Here is a 15,735-nt window from a genome sequence, read left to right on the forward strand (position 1 = left end):
CGCGCCATGGCACGTTTCTTCATCGACCGGCCCATATTCGCGTGGGTCATCGCGATCGTCATCATGCTCGCCGGCGCGGTGGCCATCCACACGCTGCCGCTCGAGCAGTACCCGGACATCGCCCCCACCACCATCTCGATCAACGCCACGTACACCGGCGCGTCGGCCAAGACCATCGAGGACTCGGTCACCCAGGTGATCGAGCAGCGCCTGAAGGGCCTCGACCGCCTGGTCTCGATGGCCAGCACCAGCAACTCGGCCGGCACCGCCAACGTGCGCCTGAGCTTCGAGGCCGGCACGAACCCCGACGTGGCGCAGATGCAGGTGCAGAACAAGCTGCAGCAGGCCATGTCGCAACTGCCCCAGGCCGTGCAGGCCCAGGGCGTGTCGGTGACGAAGGCCGGCACCGACCTGCTGATGGTCGTCTCGCTGATCTCGGAAGACGGCAGCATGTCCGCCACCGACCTCGGCGACTACATCTCCAGCAACCTGCAGGACGTCATCAGCCGCGTGGACGGCGTGGGCGACGTCAACATCCAGGGCACCGGCTACGCGATGCGCCTGTGGCTGGACCCGGCCAAGCTGAACCAGTACGGCCTGATGCCCGGTGACGTGCGCACCGCCATCGCGGCGCAGAACACCGAGGTGTCCGCCGGCCAGTTGGGCGCGCTGCCCGCCACGTCCGGCCAGCAACTCAACGCCACCGTGACGGCCCGCGGCAAGCTGCAGACGGTCGAGCAGTTCCGCAACGTGGTGGTGAAGTCGGCCGCCGACGGCTCGGTGGTGCGCGTGGGCGACGTGGCCCGCGTGGAACTCGGCAGCGACAACTACACCACCCGCGCGCGCCTGGGCGGCAACACGGCCTCGGGCATGGTGATCTTCCTCGCCACCGGCGCCAACGCGGTGGGCACGGCCAAGGCCGTGAAGGCCAAGCTCGACGAGCTCTCGCCCTTCTTCCCGCCGGGCATGAAGGCCATCGTGAGCTTCGACACCACGCCGTTCGTCGAGATCTCCATCGAGGGTGTGGTGCACACGCTGCTCGAGGCGATGGTGCTGGTCGTGCTGATCATGTACCTGTTCATGCAGAACCTGCGGGCCACGCTGATCCCGGCCATCGCGGTGCCGGTCGTGCTGCTGGGCACCTTCGGCATCCTCTCGGTGTTCGGCTACTCGATCAACACGCTGACGATGTTCGGGCTCGTGCTCGCCATCGGCCTGCTGGTGGACGACGCCATCGTGGTCGTCGAGAACGTCGAGCGGCTGATGAGCGAGGAGAAGCTCACGCCGCTGGAAGCCACGCGCAAGTCGATGGGCGAGATCACCGGGGCGCTCGTCGGCATCGCGCTCGTGCTCTCGGCGGTGTTCATCCCGATGGCCTTCTTCGGCGGGTCCACCGGCGTGATCTACCGGCAGTTCTCCATCACCGTGGTGTCGGCGATGGTGCTGTCGGTGCTGGTCGCGATGACCCTCACGCCCGCGCTGTGCGCCACGCTGCTGCACGAGGGCGACGAGCCCGGCCACACCGACCGGCCGGGACTGATGGGCCGCTTCTTCAACGGTTTCAACCGCTTCTTCGACCGCAACGCCGACCGCTACGAGCGCGGCGTCGCCGGGCTGCTCAAGCGCAACGCCCGCAGCATGCTGCTGTACGCGCTGCTGCTCGGCGTCGCCGCGTTCCTGTACGTGCGGCTGCCCACGTCGTTCCTGCCCGAGGAGGACCAGGGCACGCTGCAGGTGCAGGTGCGCATGCCGGCCGGAGCCACCGACGAGCGGCTCAAGCAGGCACTGTCGCGCATCGAGACGTACCTGTCGAAGGAGACCGACGTCGTCCGCTTCTACAACCTCGTGAGCGGCCAGGGCGGCAACCAGGGCACAGGCCAGGGCTACATCCGCCTGAAGGACTGGAGCGAGCGCACGGGCAAGGGCCAGAGCGCGGCCGAGCTGGCGCGGCGCTACACGAGCGACCTGCAGCGCGAGATCCGCGACGCGCAGGTCTTCATCCTGCTGCCGCCGGCCGTGCGCGGCCTCGGCGCGAACGCCGGCTTCTCGGTGCAGCTGCAGGACGTGGGCGGCATCGGGCCCCAGGCGCTCGCTGCCGCACGGGACCAGTTCCTCGACCTCGCGAACAGCCACCCCGAACTCTCGCGCGTGCGCAACAACAACCTCGTCGACACGCCGGAGTTCAACATCCGCATCGACGACCGCCGCGCCGGCGCGCTGGGCCTCACCACGGGGAACATCAACGACACACTGTCGGCCGCGATGGGCGGCAGCTACATCAACGACTTCATCGACCGCGGCCGCGTGAAGAAGGTCTACATGCAGGGCGACGCGCCGTTCCGCATGGACCCCGAGTCGTACAAGAACTGGTACGTGCGCAACACCACCGGCGACATGGTGCCGTTCTCGGCCTTCGCCACCAGCGGCTGGACCTTCGGCTCGCCGCAGCTCACGCGCTACAACGGGATGTCCTCGTACGAACTCATCGGCGACCCCGCACCGGGCGTCAGCTCGGGCACCGCGATGCGCATCATCGAGGACACCATGAAGCAGATGCCCACCGGTGTCGGCTACGAGTGGGCGGGGCGTTCGTTCCAGGAGCGTCTGTCGGGTGCGCAGGCACCGCTGCTGTACGCGGCCTCGGTGCTGTTCGTGTTCCTCTGCCTCGCCGCGCTGTACGAGAGCTGGTCGGTGCCGTTCTCGGTGATGCTGGTCGTGCCACTCGGCGTGCTCGGCGCGCTGGCCGCCACCACGCTCGCGGGGCAGACCAACGACGTGTACTTCCAGGTGGGGCTGCTGACCACCGTGGGCCTCTCCGCGAAAAACGCGATCCTGATCGTCGAGTTCGCGAAGGCCCTGGAGGAACAGGGCATGGCGCTGGTCGAGGCCACGCTGAAGGCCGTGCGCCAGCGGCTGCGTCCGATCCTGATGACCTCTCTCGCCTTCGGCTTCGGCGTGCTGCCGCTCGCCTTCAGCACCGGCGCCGGCGCCGGCAGCCGCCGCTCCATCGGCACCGGCGTGCTCGGCGGCATGATCACCGCCACGATCCTCGGAATCTTCTTCGTGCCCATCTTCTACGTCGTGGTCCGCAAGGTCTTCGGCCGCCGCAAGGTCCAGCCGGCGGCGCCCACGGAGGCCACGCCATGAGCCGCCTCGCCCTGAGCACCCTGTGCGCTGCGGCGCTGCTGGCCGGCTGCGTGAACCTCGCGCCCCCATACGAGCAGCCCGCCGCACCGGTGCCCGGTCAATGGACGGGCGCCCCGGCCACCGGCGGCCCCGCGCTGCCGGCCGACTGGCAGTCGTTCGTGTCGGATGAACGACTGCGCCAGGTCATTGCGCTCGCGCTCGCCAACAACCGCGACCTGCGCGTCGCCGCGCTGAACATCGAACGCGCGCAGGCGCAGTACCGTGTCGCCCGCGCCGACCTGTTCCCCACGGTCGACGGCTCGGTGGGCGGCGTGCGCCAGCGCAGCGCCACCACCGGCACCACCACCACGCAGTACACCGCCGAGCTGGGCCTCGCCCGTTACGAGATCGACTTCTTCGGCAAGATCCGCAACCTGAACGAATCGGCGCTGCAGGCCTTCTTCGCGGTGGAGGAGAACCGGCGCAGCGCGCAGATCAGCCTCGTCGCCGAGGTGGCCACCGCGTGGCTCACGCTCGCGGCCGACACCGAACGCCTCGCGCTCGTGCGCGACACGCTGAAGAACCAGGAGACCGCGTACGACCTCGTGCGCCGCACGCGCGAGCTGGGCGGCACGTCGGGCCTCGCATTGGCCCAGGCCCGCATGACGGTGGACGCCGCGCGGGTCGACGTGGGCACGTACACGAGCCGCGTCGGCGTCGACCGCAACGCCCTCGACCTGCTCGTGGGCGCGGCGGTGCCGGACGGCCTGCTGCCCGCACCGGGCGCCGGGGCCGGCGCGAGCCGCCTCGTCGACGTGCCGGCGGGCCTGCCGTCCGAGGTGCTGCTGAAGCGCCCCGACGTGATCGCCGCGGAGCATCGATTGAAGGCGTCCTACGCCGACGTGGGCGCCGTGCGCGCCGCGCTGTTCCCGAGCATCTCGCTGACGGCATCGGTGGGCACGCAGAGCCGCACGCTGTCGGGCCTGTTCGGCAGCGGCACGGGGGTCTGGAGCTTCGCACCGTCGATCGACATCCCGCTGTTCGACGCGGGCGCGCGGCAGGCCAACGTCACGGCCACCGAGGCCCAGCGCAAGATCGAGATCGCCACCTACGAGGCCACCGTGCAGGCCGCGTTCCGCGACGTCGCCGACGCCTTGGCCGAACGCGCCACGCTCGCCGACCGGCTCGCCGCGCAGGACTCGCTGGTCGAGTCCTCGCAGCGCGCGTTCGACCTGTCCACCGCGCTCTTCAAAGGCGGCGCCAGCAGCTACCTCGACGTGCTGGTGAACCAGCGCGCGCTGTATGCGTCGCAGCAGACGGCGATCTCGCTGCGGCTGCTGGAGGAGATCAACCGGGTGGATCTGTACCGCGCGTTGGGCGGCGGCGGGGACTGAGGCAGAACGAATCATCCCGGCGAAGGTCCACTGCTGTCCGGGAAAAAGAGATGTCCTCAAAACACTGGTCATCCCGGCGCAGGCCGGGACCCTGGGCCTTGCCGCAAGCGCGGTGTTGAACCTCGCGACACTGCATCCGGGCACGAGGGCGACAAGCCATCGCGGAGGACTGTCCAGAGCCTGAGCGGTGAACAACGCACAGGGTCCCGGCCTGCGCCGGGATGACTGCCTGTTTTTACGAGGCGATCGAGTCTCGACACCGGTGGATGCGTTGCATCCCGCGTGGGATGCGGCTCATCGCCGACCCCTCGATTTTCCCCGAACAGCGATGGTCCTTCGCCGGGATGACGAGTGTTCTGACGGTGTCTCAGTTTCCCGGCAGCAGTGAGAGGAGGCCGGGCTCCACTGCCGCTGCAACCCGTCACGGCACGAGCTGCCAACCCGTCGGCGCCCATCGCAGCACCATCTCCGGCGCGAGCGGGTTGGGCGCACGTCCCGCCATGCGGCGGGACTGCCCGCGCAGCGCTTCGATCGCCGCCGGTGTGGCTTCCGAGATGTACAGGACGACGTCGGTGGTCGGCAGGACCACGAGCAAGGTGCCGCCCTGGGCCACGGCGAGCTCCGTCCATTGCCCCACCAGTGCGAGACGGCCGACCTCGTACACGTCGCCGCCCACCACGCCGATCTTGCCGGCCCGCACCGGATCCGTGACATCGCCCAGCGGCCGCAGGGCAGCCACGAGGTTCGCCTCGGCCAGTTGGAACAACTCGCCGGCGGTCACGCCCAGTTTCGGCAGGTCGCCCGCCAGGATCGGCCGGAGGGCACGGGGCGTGTCGAGCACGACGACGGTGATCAGACCGTCGACCAGCGGACGCGTCTGCAGCGTCGAGCCACTCCCGTCGGCCGAGGGCGGCACCTGCCCGAGGTACTCGCGCGGGCGCACGACGAGGCGGATCGCCGCCTTGTCCATCGGCGCTTTGGCTTCGGTCAGCATCTCCTTCATCGCCTTGGCGAAGGTGGTCGCCTGGTCGGCGCAGTTCCCGCGGACCCGCAGGCAGTAGTTGTAGAGCCGATCGAGATTGACCTGCATGCGGTCGACCTCCAGCGTCAGCGGCTCGCCCGCCTTGACACGCACGGGGATGTCGCCCGCCTCGGCCTGGAACACCGTGGCCATGTGGGCGGTGAACGCAGGCTCGTCGCGCGGGAGCGGTTGCGCCGCAGCTGTGGCACGCGCCCCCACCAGCAACAGCAGGGCGGCAATCGGGTTCAGCCAACGAGACGAGGGTGGGGACATGGCGGCAGGGGCAGGCATCCGGGACGCCCCGGACGGGGCGCGCCATTCTGCCGCAGCGCCGCGCGCCCAGTCAGAACAGCTTGCCCACGTTGAACAACGTGAGCACCCCCAGCACCGCGAAGATCCCCGCCGCGATCGCATGCACGAGCTTCATCGGCACGCGCTTCGCGATCTTGTCGCCCACGAACACCGCGGGCACGTCGGCGATCAGCATGCCGAGCGTGGTGCCGGCGACCACGGCGAGCAGGTCGTTGTAGCGCGCGGCGAGCGCGACGGTGGCGATCTGCGTCTTGTCGCCCATCTCGGCCAGGAAGAACGCGACCACGGTGGTGAGGAACACGCCGTAGCGGGCCGACACGGCCTCGTCCTCGTCGATCTTGTCGGGGATCAGCATCCACCCGGCCATCGCGATGAACGAGATGCCGATGACCCAGCGCAACACGTCCGGGCCGAGCGCGGAGGCGACCCAGCCACCGACGGCACCGGCCGCGGCATGGTTGAAGAGGGTGGCGACGAGGATGCCCAGCACGATGGGGGCCGGCCGCTTGAAACGCACCGCCAGCAGCATGGCCAGCAATTGCGTCTTGTCGCCCATTTCACCCAGGGCGACCACGCCGGTCGAGATCAGAAACGCTTCCATGAACACTCCAGGGCCTGACAACCAAGACGACCGCACACCCGCCCGGCCCTTGTTCCGGAAGGCGTGCAGTCAAAGGTCTTGCCAGGTGGGTGTTCCACTGCCCGCGCCATGGCCGTGAGGGCCAAGTGTGTTGACGCGGGCCCCGCCACACGTTGCGCGTGGCGGTCAGCTACTCCCCAATGACGGGAAGCCACCATTGTAGCCGCGTCATGCCAGCCACCGCACGAACAGCGGAATGAGCAGCGCCGCCAGCAGCACCTGCAGGCCGAGCGCGATGCCGGCGTAGGCGCCGGCGTCGGGATGGACCTGCATCGCCCGCGCCGCGCCGATGCCGTGCGACGCGGTGCCGATCGCGAAGCCGCGCACGGCCATCGACTCGATGCGCAGCAGCGTGAACAGGTAGCGGCCGGTCAACGCGCCGACGAGGCCGGTCACCACGGCGAACACGGCGGCCAGCGCCGGCACGCCGCCGATGCGGTCGGCGATGCCCATCGCCACCGGCGCCGTGACCGACTTGGGCACGAGCGACCGGATCACTTCCTCCGGCAGGCCCACGGCCCACGCCATCGCCGCCGCGCTGCCGGCCGCGGCCAGGCCGCCGGCCAGCGCCGCGAGGGTGAGCGCCACGCCGCGCCGGCGCACTTCCGCGCGCCGCACCCACAGCGGCCAGCCGAGCGCGACCACCGCCGGGCCCAGCAGCACGTGCACGAACTGCGCCCCGGCGAAGTAGACGGGGTAGGCGGTGCCGGTCAGCACGAGCACCGCGCCCAGCACCAGCACCGACCACAGCACGGGGTTGGCCCAGGGTGCGCGTCCCACGCGGTCGTACACGGCCGAGCAGGTCACGTACGTGAGCAGCGTGGCGGTCAGGCCGAACAGCGGGCTCGAAGACAGGTAGACCCAGAGCTGGACGAAATCATTCATGGGCGCCGTCCTCCTTCAGCAGTCGGCGCAGCACGAGCGCGGTGACCGCCATGCCGATCCACGTCGACACCACGATCACGGCCATCAACTGCAGCCCGAACCGCGCGACGAGGTCCAGGTGCACGATGACCCCGACCCCCACCGGCACGAACAGCAGCGACAGGTGGGCGAGCAGCACGTCGGCCGCGGCCGACACCGGCTCGCGCACGAGCCGCCACGAGAGGCCGCCGAGCAGCAGCACGAGGCCAATCACCGGCCCGGGGAACGGCAGCGACAGGCCATGGGCCACGCCTTCACCGGCGGCCTGGAACAACAACAGGATCGCCAAACCGCGCAGCGCCTCCACCCTCGTCTCCTCGTTCGTCGAAACGAACGATTCTGGCAGCGTGCCGCCGGATCGTCAGGCGAACACCGAGGCGCCCGCCTTCGCCACTTGGGCATCCTGCTCAGGCTTGACACCGGACACGCCGATGGCCCCCACCACCTGGCCTTCCACGACGATGGGCACGCCCCCTTCGAGCAGCCCGGAGAGCGGAGCCGACAGGAACGCGAAACGCCCCTTGTTCACCATGTCCTCGTAGCCCTTGCTCTCGCGCCGGCCGAGCGCGGACGTGCGGGCCTTCTCGGTCGCGATGTACGCACCGACCGGCGCGCAGCCGTCGAGCCGTTCGAGGGCGAGCAGGTGGCCACCGTCGTCGGCGACGGCGAGGGTGACGGCCCAGCCGTTGGCGGTGGCTTCGGCCCGGGCGGCGTCGAGCACGCGGGCGACGTCGGACTGGGTGAGGACGGGTTTGGACTTCATGGGACGGATTCCTTGTGTTGCCCCGGCGCGGTGCGCGCCGGTCGTTTGGACATGTTGGACCGCAAGCGCCATGCCCGCCACCCTAGAATGGGCGATGACGAAGGTGTCGCGGGTCCCTGCCGGGGACGCCGCGGTGAAACGGGAAACAGGTGCGAAGCCTGTGCTGCCCCCGCAACGGTCAGCGGACCAGGACGTCTCGGGCAAGGCCATCCATCGGCCTTGCAGCCACTGCGCCTCGCGGCGCGGGAAGGCGAGTCGTCCGGCCACACGCGTTCCCCCACGCGTGCGGCCATTCCGCGAGCCCGGAGACCGGCCTTCGGAACCACTCGGTCGCTGCGGGCGTGCGGCATCCGGGCAGGCCGGCGCGTGCGCCGGCCGGCTCCGGTGCGTGTGCCCGATGCGACCGCCACCACCACGGACGGCCTGCGGGGACGCAGGCCCAGGAGCCCCACGATGACCCTTTCCCTCCGACGGCCGGCCGCCGTCCTCGCCACGTCGTTCCTCGCCGCCCCCGCCTTCGCGCACCACGCGATGGACGGCAAGACCCCGGTCACCTTCCTGCAGGGCCTGCTCTCGGGCATCGCCCACCCGGTCATCGGCCTCGACCATCTCGCGTTCGTGCTGGCCGCCGCGTGGGTGCTGTCCCGCGTCGCGACGGTGCCGCGCATCGCGCTGGCCGCGTCGTTCGTGGCCGCGGCCGTCGCCGGCACCGTGCTGCACCTGGCCCTCGTCAACGTGCCCCGGTCCGAACTGCTCGTGGCCCTGACGGTCGTGTTCGCCGGCCTCGCGGTGGCCTGGCGCCGCGCGTCGCCCGCCGCGCTGCTGTGGGCCGCGCTGCCGGTGGCCGGCGTGCTGCACGGCTATGCGTACGGCGAGTCGATCGTCGGCGCGGAACCCGCGCCACTGGCGGCCTACCTGCTCGGCTTCGCGCTCGTGCAGCTCGCCGTGATGCTCGGTGCCGCATCGCTGCTGTCGCGCCGCGATCCCGTCCGCGTGCGGCGCGCCGCGGTGCCCGCCGGCGCCCTCGTCGTGCTGGTCGGCGTGTACTTCGCCGCGCTGCAGCTCGTGCCGCAGGCCGCGTGAGGAGTCCGACATGAACCACGCCAAGATCCCCGCCACCGTCGTCACCGGTTTCCTCGGCAGCGGCAAGACCACGCTGCTGCGCCACATCCTCGAGAACGCGGGCGGGCGGCGCATCGCCGTGATCGTCAACGAGTTCGGCGAGCTCGGCATCGACGGCGAGATCCTGAAGGCCTGCGGCATCGGCTGCGACGAGGACGGCAACGAGGTCGAGGGCCAGCTCTACGAACTGGCCAACGGCTGCCTGTGCTGCACGGTGCAGGACGAGTTCCTGCCGGTGATGAAGCAGCTGGCCGCCCGCCGCGCCGACCTCGACCACGTGCTGATCGAAACCTCCGGCCTCGCGCTGCCCAAGCCCCTGGTGCAGGCCTTCAACTGGCCCGAGATCGCGACCGTCTTCACCGTCGACGCCGTGGTCACCGTGGTCGACGGGCCGGCCACCGCCGCCGGGCAGTTCGCGGAAGACCTCGAAGCGGTCGACGCGCAGCGACGCGCCGACCCCGAACTCGACCACGAGTCGCCGCTGCACGAACTGTTCGAGGACCAGCTGTCGGCCGCCGACCTCGTGGTGCTCAACAAGACCGACCTGATGGACGACGCCCAGCGCGCCGCGGCCGAGGCCGTCGTGCGCGCCGAACTGCCCGACAGCGTCAAGATCGTCCCGGCCCGCAGTGGCGCCCTGCCCGTGGACCTGCTGCTCGGCCAGCGCCGCGCGGCCGAGTCCACCATCCACCTGCGCGACAGCCACCACGACCACGAGGAGGACCACGACCACGACGAGTTCGATGCGTTCGTGATCGACCTGCCGGCCGTCGACCGCGACCGCCTGCTGGCGGCCCTCGCCGCGCTGGTCGAGGCCCACGCGATCTACCGCGTCAAGGGGTTCGCCCACGTGCCGGGCAAGCCGATGCGGCTGCTGGTGCAAGGGGTCGGCGCGCGGTTCGACAGCCACTACGACCGCAAGTGGTTCGCGACGGAGACCCCGGCCACCCGCCTCGTCTTCATCGGCGACGAACTCGACGAGGCCGTGCTGCGCCGTGGCCTCCAGGCCGCCATCGCCTGACACATGCACCTGCTGAACACCCGGCCGGGCGGATTCGTCGAGGACGAGGGCGCCGTCGTGCGCCTCGGCCAGACCCCGGCCGACATCGTGGTGCTCAGCTCCGCCGACACCACGCTCGCGCTGCTCGCCGCGGCGCAGGCGCGCGAACCCGCGCCGCCGTCGCTTCGGCTCGCGAACGTGATGTTCCTGAAACAGCCCGCGTCGCTCGACCTCTACATCGACGAGGTGCTGCGGCACGCGCGGGTCGTGGTGGTCGACCACCTCGGCGCCGAGTCGGCCTGGCCCTACGGCATCCGGCGGCTCGGTGAACTGGCGCGCGCCCGCGGCCAGCGCCTCGCGATGTTCTCGGGCGACCTGCAGGAGGATCCGAACCTGCTGCGCAAGGGCACGGCCCCCATCGACTGGTGCCGCACGCTGTGGCACTACCTGCGCGCCGGCGGGCCGGCGAACGCCACGCAGTTCCTGAGGAGCCTGGCCTTCCACGGCCTCGGGCAAGGCCCCGCGCCCGAACCGCCGCGCCCGGTGCCGCAGGTGGCCGTGCATGTGCCGGGCCGCACGGGCCTCTCGACCGTCGGCGACATCACCGCGGGCTGGACCGCCGGCGCGCCGGTCGTCGCGATCGTCTTCTACCGCTCGCACCTGCAGTCGGGCAACGTCGCGGCGTTCGATGCGCTGGCCGGCGCCCTGCGCGAGCGCGGCCTGAACCCGTTGCCCATCGCGCTCGATTCGCTGAAGGACCCGGTGTGCATCGCCACGCTGCGCCAGCTGTGCGCCGACCACGCGGTGTCGCTCGTGATGAACACGACGGCCTTCGCCGCACTCGCCGACGCCGCCGCCGAGCCGCTGGCAGGCGACGCCCCGGTGCTGCAGGTGATCGTGAGCGGCGCCGCGCGCGACGACTGGCTCGCCGACCCGCAAGGCCTGCGCCCGCGCGACATCGCGATGCAGGTGGCCCTGCCCGAGGTCGACGGCCGCATCGTCACGCGGGCCATCAGCTTCAAGGGCCTCGCATGGCGCTGTGAACTCACGCAGACCGACATCGCCGGCTACCAGCCCGATGCCGAACGCGTGGCCTTCGTGGCCGACCTCGCGCAGCGCTGGTGCCGTCTGCGCTCGCGGCCCGCAGCGCAGAAGCGCCTCGCGCTCGTGCTGGCGAACTACCCCGGCAGCGAGGGCCGCATCGGCAGCGGCGTGGGGCTCGACACACCCGCATCGGTCGTGAACATCCTGCGGCGGCTGGCCGCGGACGGGTACGCCGTGCACGATCTGCCCGAGGACGGCGACACACTGATGGCCACGCTGCAGCAAGGCATCGCGAACGACCCGGCGATGTGGGACCGGCGCCCCGCCTGGCAGAGCCTGCCGATGGCCGGCTACCGCAGGCGCCTCGCCGCCCTGCCCGCCGGTCTCGCCGACGCCATCGACGCACGCTGGGGCCCACCGGAACAGGATCCGATGGTGCGCCGCGGCCGCTTCATGGTGGCGGGCCTGCGCTGCGGCAACGTGTTCGTCGGCATCCAGCCGGCACGTTCACCCGGCCTGGACTCGTACGCGAGCTACCACGACGCCGACCTGGTGCCCCCGCACGGCTACCTCGCCTTCTACTTCTGGCTGCGCGACACCTTCGCGGTGGATGCGGTGGTGCACGTGGGCAAACACGGCAACCTCGAATGGCTGCCCGGCAAGAGCCTCGCGCTGTCCCAGTCATGCTGGCCCGACGCGGTGCTCGGCCCGATGCCGCACCTGTACCCCTTCATCGTGAACGACCCCGGCGAAGGTGCGCAGGCCAAGCGGCGCACGCAGGCCGTGATCGTCGACCACCTGATGCCGCCGCTCACCCGCGCCGAGAGCCACGGCCCGTTGCAGGACCTCGAACGCCAGGTCGACGAGTACTACGACGCGCTGCTCGTCGACCCGCGTCGCGCCGCGGTGCTGCGCGCGCAGATCGTCGCCCTCGTTCGCGAGCACCGGCTGCACGAGGAACTCGCGGCGCCTGCGGCCGACGACGACACGCTGCTGGCCCGCGTCGACGCGTACCTGTGCGAACTGAAGGAGACGCAGATCCGGGACGGCCTGCACGTGTTCGGCACATCGCCCGCGGGCCGGCAGCGCCGCGACACGCTCCTCGCGATGGCCCGTTACCCGGTGGGCGACGGCCAGGGCGAGCGGCGCGGGTTGACCCAGGCCCTGTCGGCCGACCTGCTGCCCGGCGAGGGGTTCGACCCGCTCGACATCAACCCCGCCACGCCGTGGACCGGCGACCGGCCGGCACGGCTCGCGGGCGAGGGGCCGTGGCGCCACCACGGCGACACGCGCGAGCGGCTCGAAGACCTCGCGCTGCGCCTGCTCGACGGCGAACCCGCCGACGGCCTGCCGCACACCCGCGCGGTACTGGACCGCATCGCGCGTCGCATCGCCCCCGACCTCGACGCGTGCGGGGCCGAGGAACTGGCCCAGCTGATGCGCGGCCTCGCAGGGCGTTTCGTGCCGCCGGGCCCGAGCGGTTCCCCGTCGCGCGGCCGGCCCGACGTGCTGCCCACCGGCCGCAACTTCTACGGCGTCGACACCCGCGCCATTCCCACCCGCACCGCGTACGACCTCGGCGTGAAGTCGGCCGCGCTGCTGCTCGAACGCCACCTGCAGGACCACGGCGACCATCCACGCGCCGTGGGCCTGTCGGTGTGGGGCACGGCCACCATGCGCACCGGCGGCGACGACCTCGCGCAGGCCTTCGCGCTGCTCGGCGTGCGCCCGAAGTGGGCCCCGGGCAGCCACCGCGTGACCGACTTCGAGGTGCTGCCCGTCGCCGTGCTCGGGCGCCCGCGCATCGACGTCGTGCTGCGCATCTCGGGCTTCTTCCGCGACGCCTTCCCGAACGCCGTGCAGATGTTCCATGCGGCCGTGCTGGCCGTGGCCGCGCAGGAAGACGAGGACGCGGACCAGAACCCGCTGCGCGCTCGCATCGTGGCCGAACGCGCGGCCCTCGCCGCCGCGGGCCGGGCGCCCGAGGCCGCGGACTGGCGCGTGTTCGGCTCCCCGCCGGGCCACTACGGTTCGGGCCTGCAGCCCCTGTTCGACCACGGACGCTGGCAGACCGACGGCGACCTCGCCGAAGCCTATGTGGGCTGGAGCGCGCACGCCTACGGCCCGACGGGCGACGGCGTGCCCGCGGCCGACGCGCTGCGGCGGCGCCTGCGCGACATCGACGCCGTGGCCCAGAACCAGGACAGCCGCGAACACGACCTGCTCGACTCGAACGACTACTACCAGTTCCAGGGTGGCATGGCCGCGGCCGTGCGCCACCTGGCGGGTGCGCAGCCGGCCCTGTACCACGGCGACCATGCGAACCCGCGCGCGCCGCGCGTGCGGTCCTTGAAGGAAGAGGTGTCGCGGGTCGTGCGCGCCCGCGTCGTCAACCCCAAGTGGATCGCCGGCGCCCGACGCCACGGCTACAAGGGCGCGTTCGAGATGGCCGCCACCGTCGACTACCTCTTCGGCTTCGACGCCACCACGCGCGTGGTGGGCGACCACCAGTACGCGATGGTGGCCGACGCCTACGTGATCGACGCGGCGAACCGCGCGTTCCTGCAACGCCACAACCCGCGCGCGCTCGGCGACATCCTCGACCGCCTGCTCGAAGCCATGCAGCGCGGCCTGTGGCAACACCCCGGCGCGCACCGCGAGGCGATCGAATCGCTGCGGCTCGCCCACGACAACGACCAGGAAGGACCCTCCTCATGACCCCCGCGCCCCTGCCGCCGGTGTTCCCGTTCTCCGCACTGGCCGGCCAGCCCGCGCTGCGGCTCGCGCTGCTGCTCGTCGCGATCGACCCGGGCATCGGCGGGGTGCTCGTCGAGGGACCGCGCGGCACGGCCAAGTCCACCGCCGCACGCGCGCTCGCCGAACTGCTGCCCGGCTCGGCCTTCGTGCCGCTGCCACTCGGCGCGAGCCTCGAGCACCTCGTGGGCACGCTGGACCTGGACGAGGCCCTCGCCGGCCATGCCGTGCGCTTCCGGCCGGGCCTGCTCGCGCGGGCCAACGGCGGCGTGCTGTACGTCGACGAGGTCAACCTGCTGCCCGACCTGCTCGTCGACGCACTGCTCGACGCCGCGGCGAGCGGCCTGCACGTGGTGGAGCGCGACGGTGTCTCGCAGGCGCACGCGGCCCGCTTCGCGCTCATCGGCACGATGAACCCGGAGGAAGGTGCGCTGCGGCCGCAACTGCTCGACCGGTTCGGGCTCGACGTGGTCCTCGACAACCTCACCGACCCGGCCGTGCGCGAGGCCGCGGTGCGCGACCGGCTCGCGTTCGACACCGACCCGGTGGCGTTCCGCGCGCGGCACGACGCGGCCCGGCGCGACCTCACGGAGCGGCTCGCCCGCGCCCGCGAACGGGCCCCGCGGCTCGACAGCGGCGACGCGGTCTTCGCACACGCGACCGGCCTGTGCCTCGCGGCACGCGTGGACGGCCTGCGGGCGGACCTCGTGCTGCTGCGGGCGGCACGGGCACTGGCCGCCTGGGAGGAGGCGCCGTCGGTGTCGCCAGCCCACGTGGACCAGGTCGCCGAACTGGTCCTGCGGCACCGCCGGCATCCCGACGTGGCCGCCGCGCCACCGCCCTCGTCCGAAGCGGCGGTGCCACGGCCTGCGGCCGACGACACCCCGTGGGGCGAGATGCCGCCCGAGCCCGTGGGCCTGACCCCCGTCAAGCCGCTGCGTCCGCTGGCCGGAGCGCCCACCGCAAAAAAAGCCTGAGCGCCCCGCAGGCCCGCGCGAGCCGCTCGGGCCTGCGGCGGCGCGATGGCGGCATCGACTGGGTGCGGACCCTCGCCGCGCGGGGCGGCTCACCGCTCGACCGCCGCCACCTTCGCCAGCGTGACCTCGTCGCGGGCGCACCGGCGCTGCACTGCATCGTGATCGACGCCTCCGGCTCGATGGTGGGTGGCGGGCGGCTCGCGAAGGCCAAGGGCATCGCCGCCGCACTCGCGGACGCGGCCTGGCGGCGGCGCGACGAAGTCGCGGTGCTGTCGTTCTCGGGCGGGCACACCCTGGTGCACGTGCCACCCGGCCGCGCGCGCCCGCGCAGCGGTGTCCGCTTCGCCACGCTCGGCGGCGGCGGTGGCACGTCGCTCGCGCGCGGCCTCGCCGACGCGGACGCGCTGCTCACGCGCGCCGCCCGCCGGCACCCGCACCAGGTCCGCTGGCTGTGGCTGCTGACCGACGGCCGCAGCGCGCAGGAACCCGGACGCCCGCACGCGGCGGACCACGTGCGGATCGTCGACCTCGAAGGCGGCCGCGTGAACCTGGGCCGCAACGCGGCGCTGGCGGCGCGCTGGGGCGCCGGATACCTGGCGGCGGCCGACTTCGGATGACCGGAGCACCGGGGCGACGACTTCATCATCGCCACGGAATT

The 15,735-nt window shown here is 71.9% G+C and carries 12 protein-coding genes and 2 riboswitches; of the genes, 7 read left to right on the forward strand and 5 right to left on the reverse strand.

All coding sequences use genetic code 11. The annotated features are described in order from the left end of the window. Positions 1–6: 6 nt before the first annotated feature. Together A4W93_RS22800 and A4W93_RS22805 are read left to right on the forward strand one after the other, a co-directional pair. Positions 7–3,147: an efflux RND transporter permease subunit gene (locus A4W93_RS22800; protein ID WP_085752790.1), complete on the forward strand. Its 3,141-nt coding sequence runs from the start codon at positions 7–9 to the stop codon at positions 3,145–3,147. After that, positions 3,144–4,520: an efflux transporter outer membrane subunit gene (locus tag A4W93_RS22805; protein WP_085752791.1), complete on the forward strand. Its 1,377-nt coding sequence runs from the start codon at positions 3,144–3,146 to the stop codon at positions 4,518–4,520. Before A4W93_RS22800 ends, A4W93_RS22805 begins: the two co-directional genes overlap by 4 nt. 421 nt (positions 4,521–4,941) lie before the next feature. On the opposite strand, the gene A4W93_RS22810 is transcribed toward A4W93_RS22805, so the two are convergent. The 5 genes from A4W93_RS22810 to A4W93_RS22830 form a co-directional block, all read right to left on the reverse strand. After that, a complete protein-coding gene (locus tag A4W93_RS22810) occupies positions 4,942–5,814 on the reverse strand; it encodes a DUF1444 domain-containing protein (RefSeq protein WP_157131756.1) in 873 nt (290 codons plus the stop codon). 70 nt (positions 5,815–5,884) lie between these two features. Next, a complete protein-coding gene (locus A4W93_RS22815; RefSeq protein WP_085752793.1) occupies positions 5,885–6,454 on the reverse strand; it encodes a TMEM165/GDT1 family protein in 570 nt (189 codons plus the stop codon). Then, a riboswitch (yybP-ykoY riboswitch) is annotated at positions 6,455–6,644 on the reverse strand. Positions 6,645–6,661: 17 nt separating this feature from the next. Further along, complete coding sequence (locus A4W93_RS22820) at positions 6,662–7,378, reverse strand: LrgB family protein (RefSeq protein WP_085752794.1); 717 nt, start codon at positions 7,376–7,378, stop codon at positions 6,662–6,664. Continuing rightward, positions 7,371–7,724 (reverse strand): CidA/LrgA family protein, encoded by a 354-nt coding sequence (locus A4W93_RS22825; RefSeq protein WP_085752795.1) that lies wholly within the window; start codon positions 7,722–7,724, stop codon positions 7,371–7,373. Before A4W93_RS22825 ends, A4W93_RS22820 begins: the two co-directional genes overlap by 8 nt. A gap of 54 nt (positions 7,725–7,778) precedes the next feature. Beyond that, complete coding sequence (locus tag A4W93_RS22830) at positions 7,779–8,180, reverse strand: heme-binding protein (protein ID WP_085752796.1); 402 nt, start codon at positions 8,178–8,180, stop codon at positions 7,779–7,781. Between the two features lie 84 nt (positions 8,181–8,264). Continuing rightward, a riboswitch (cobalamin riboswitch) is annotated at positions 8,265–8,512 on the forward strand. 121 nt (positions 8,513–8,633) lie between these two features. Here A4W93_RS22830 and A4W93_RS22835 point away from each other — a divergent pair. The 5 genes from A4W93_RS22835 (at position 8,634) to A4W93_RS22855 (ending at position 15,694) form a co-directional block, all read left to right on the forward strand. After that, a complete protein-coding gene (locus A4W93_RS22835; RefSeq protein ID WP_085752797.1) occupies positions 8,634–9,263 on the forward strand; it encodes a HupE/UreJ family protein in 630 nt (209 codons plus the stop codon). Positions 9,264–9,273: 10 nt separating this feature from the next. Further along, positions 9,274–10,323, forward strand: coding sequence for a cobalamin biosynthesis protein CobW (gene cobW, locus A4W93_RS22840; RefSeq protein ID WP_085752798.1), 1,050 nt, complete (start codon positions 9,274–9,276; stop codon positions 10,321–10,323). Between the two features lie 3 nt (positions 10,324–10,326). Next, complete coding sequence (gene cobN, locus A4W93_RS22845) at positions 10,327–14,064, forward strand: cobaltochelatase subunit CobN (protein ID WP_085752799.1); 3,738 nt, start codon at positions 10,327–10,329, stop codon at positions 14,062–14,064. After that, a complete protein-coding gene (locus A4W93_RS22850) occupies positions 14,061–15,077 on the forward strand; it encodes a magnesium chelatase ATPase subunit I (RefSeq protein ID WP_085752800.1) in 1,017 nt (338 codons plus the stop codon). Before cobN ends, A4W93_RS22850 begins: the two co-directional genes overlap by 4 nt. 62 nt (positions 15,078–15,139) lie before the next feature. Continuing rightward, positions 15,140–15,694, forward strand: a complete 555-nt coding sequence (locus A4W93_RS22855; protein WP_085752801.1) for a vWA domain-containing protein — start codon at positions 15,140–15,142, stop codon at positions 15,692–15,694. Positions 15,695–15,735 lie beyond the last annotated feature (41 nt).

This window comes from Piscinibacter gummiphilus (assembly GCF_002116905.1).
In the GTDB taxonomy this organism is placed as follows: domain Bacteria; phylum Pseudomonadota; class Gammaproteobacteria; order Burkholderiales; family Burkholderiaceae_C; genus Rhizobacter; species Rhizobacter gummiphilus.

Coding starts and splice junctions, on each gene's coding strand:
- A4W93_RS22800 (WP_085752790.1), top strand. CDS start 7: ATGGCACGTTTCTTCATCGACCGGCCCATATTCGCGTGGGTCATCGCG.
- A4W93_RS22805 (WP_085752791.1), top strand. CDS start 3,144: ATGAGCCGCCTCGCCCTGAGCACCCTGTGCGCTGCGGCGCTGCTGGCC.
- A4W93_RS22810 (WP_157131756.1), bottom strand. CDS start 5,814: ATGTCCCCACCCTCGTCTCGTTGGCTGAACCCGATTGCCGCCCTGCTG.
- A4W93_RS22815 (WP_085752793.1), bottom strand. CDS start 6,454: ATGGAAGCGTTTCTGATCTCGACCGGCGTGGTCGCCCTGGGTGAAATG.
- A4W93_RS22820 (WP_085752794.1), bottom strand. CDS start 7,378: ATGAATGATTTCGTCCAGCTCTGGGTCTACCTGTCTTCGAGCCCGCTG.
- A4W93_RS22830 (WP_085752796.1), bottom strand. CDS start 8,180: ATGAAGTCCAAACCCGTCCTCACCCAGTCCGACGTCGCCCGCGTGCTC.
- A4W93_RS22835 (WP_085752797.1), top strand. CDS start 8,634: ATGACCCTTTCCCTCCGACGGCCGGCCGCCGTCCTCGCCACGTCGTTC.
- cobW (WP_085752798.1), top strand. CDS start 9,274: ATGAACCACGCCAAGATCCCCGCCACCGTCGTCACCGGTTTCCTCGGC.
- cobN (WP_085752799.1), top strand. CDS start 10,327: ATGCACCTGCTGAACACCCGGCCGGGCGGATTCGTCGAGGACGAGGGC.
- A4W93_RS22850 (WP_085752800.1), top strand. CDS start 14,061: ATGACCCCCGCGCCCCTGCCGCCGGTGTTCCCGTTCTCCGCACTGGCC.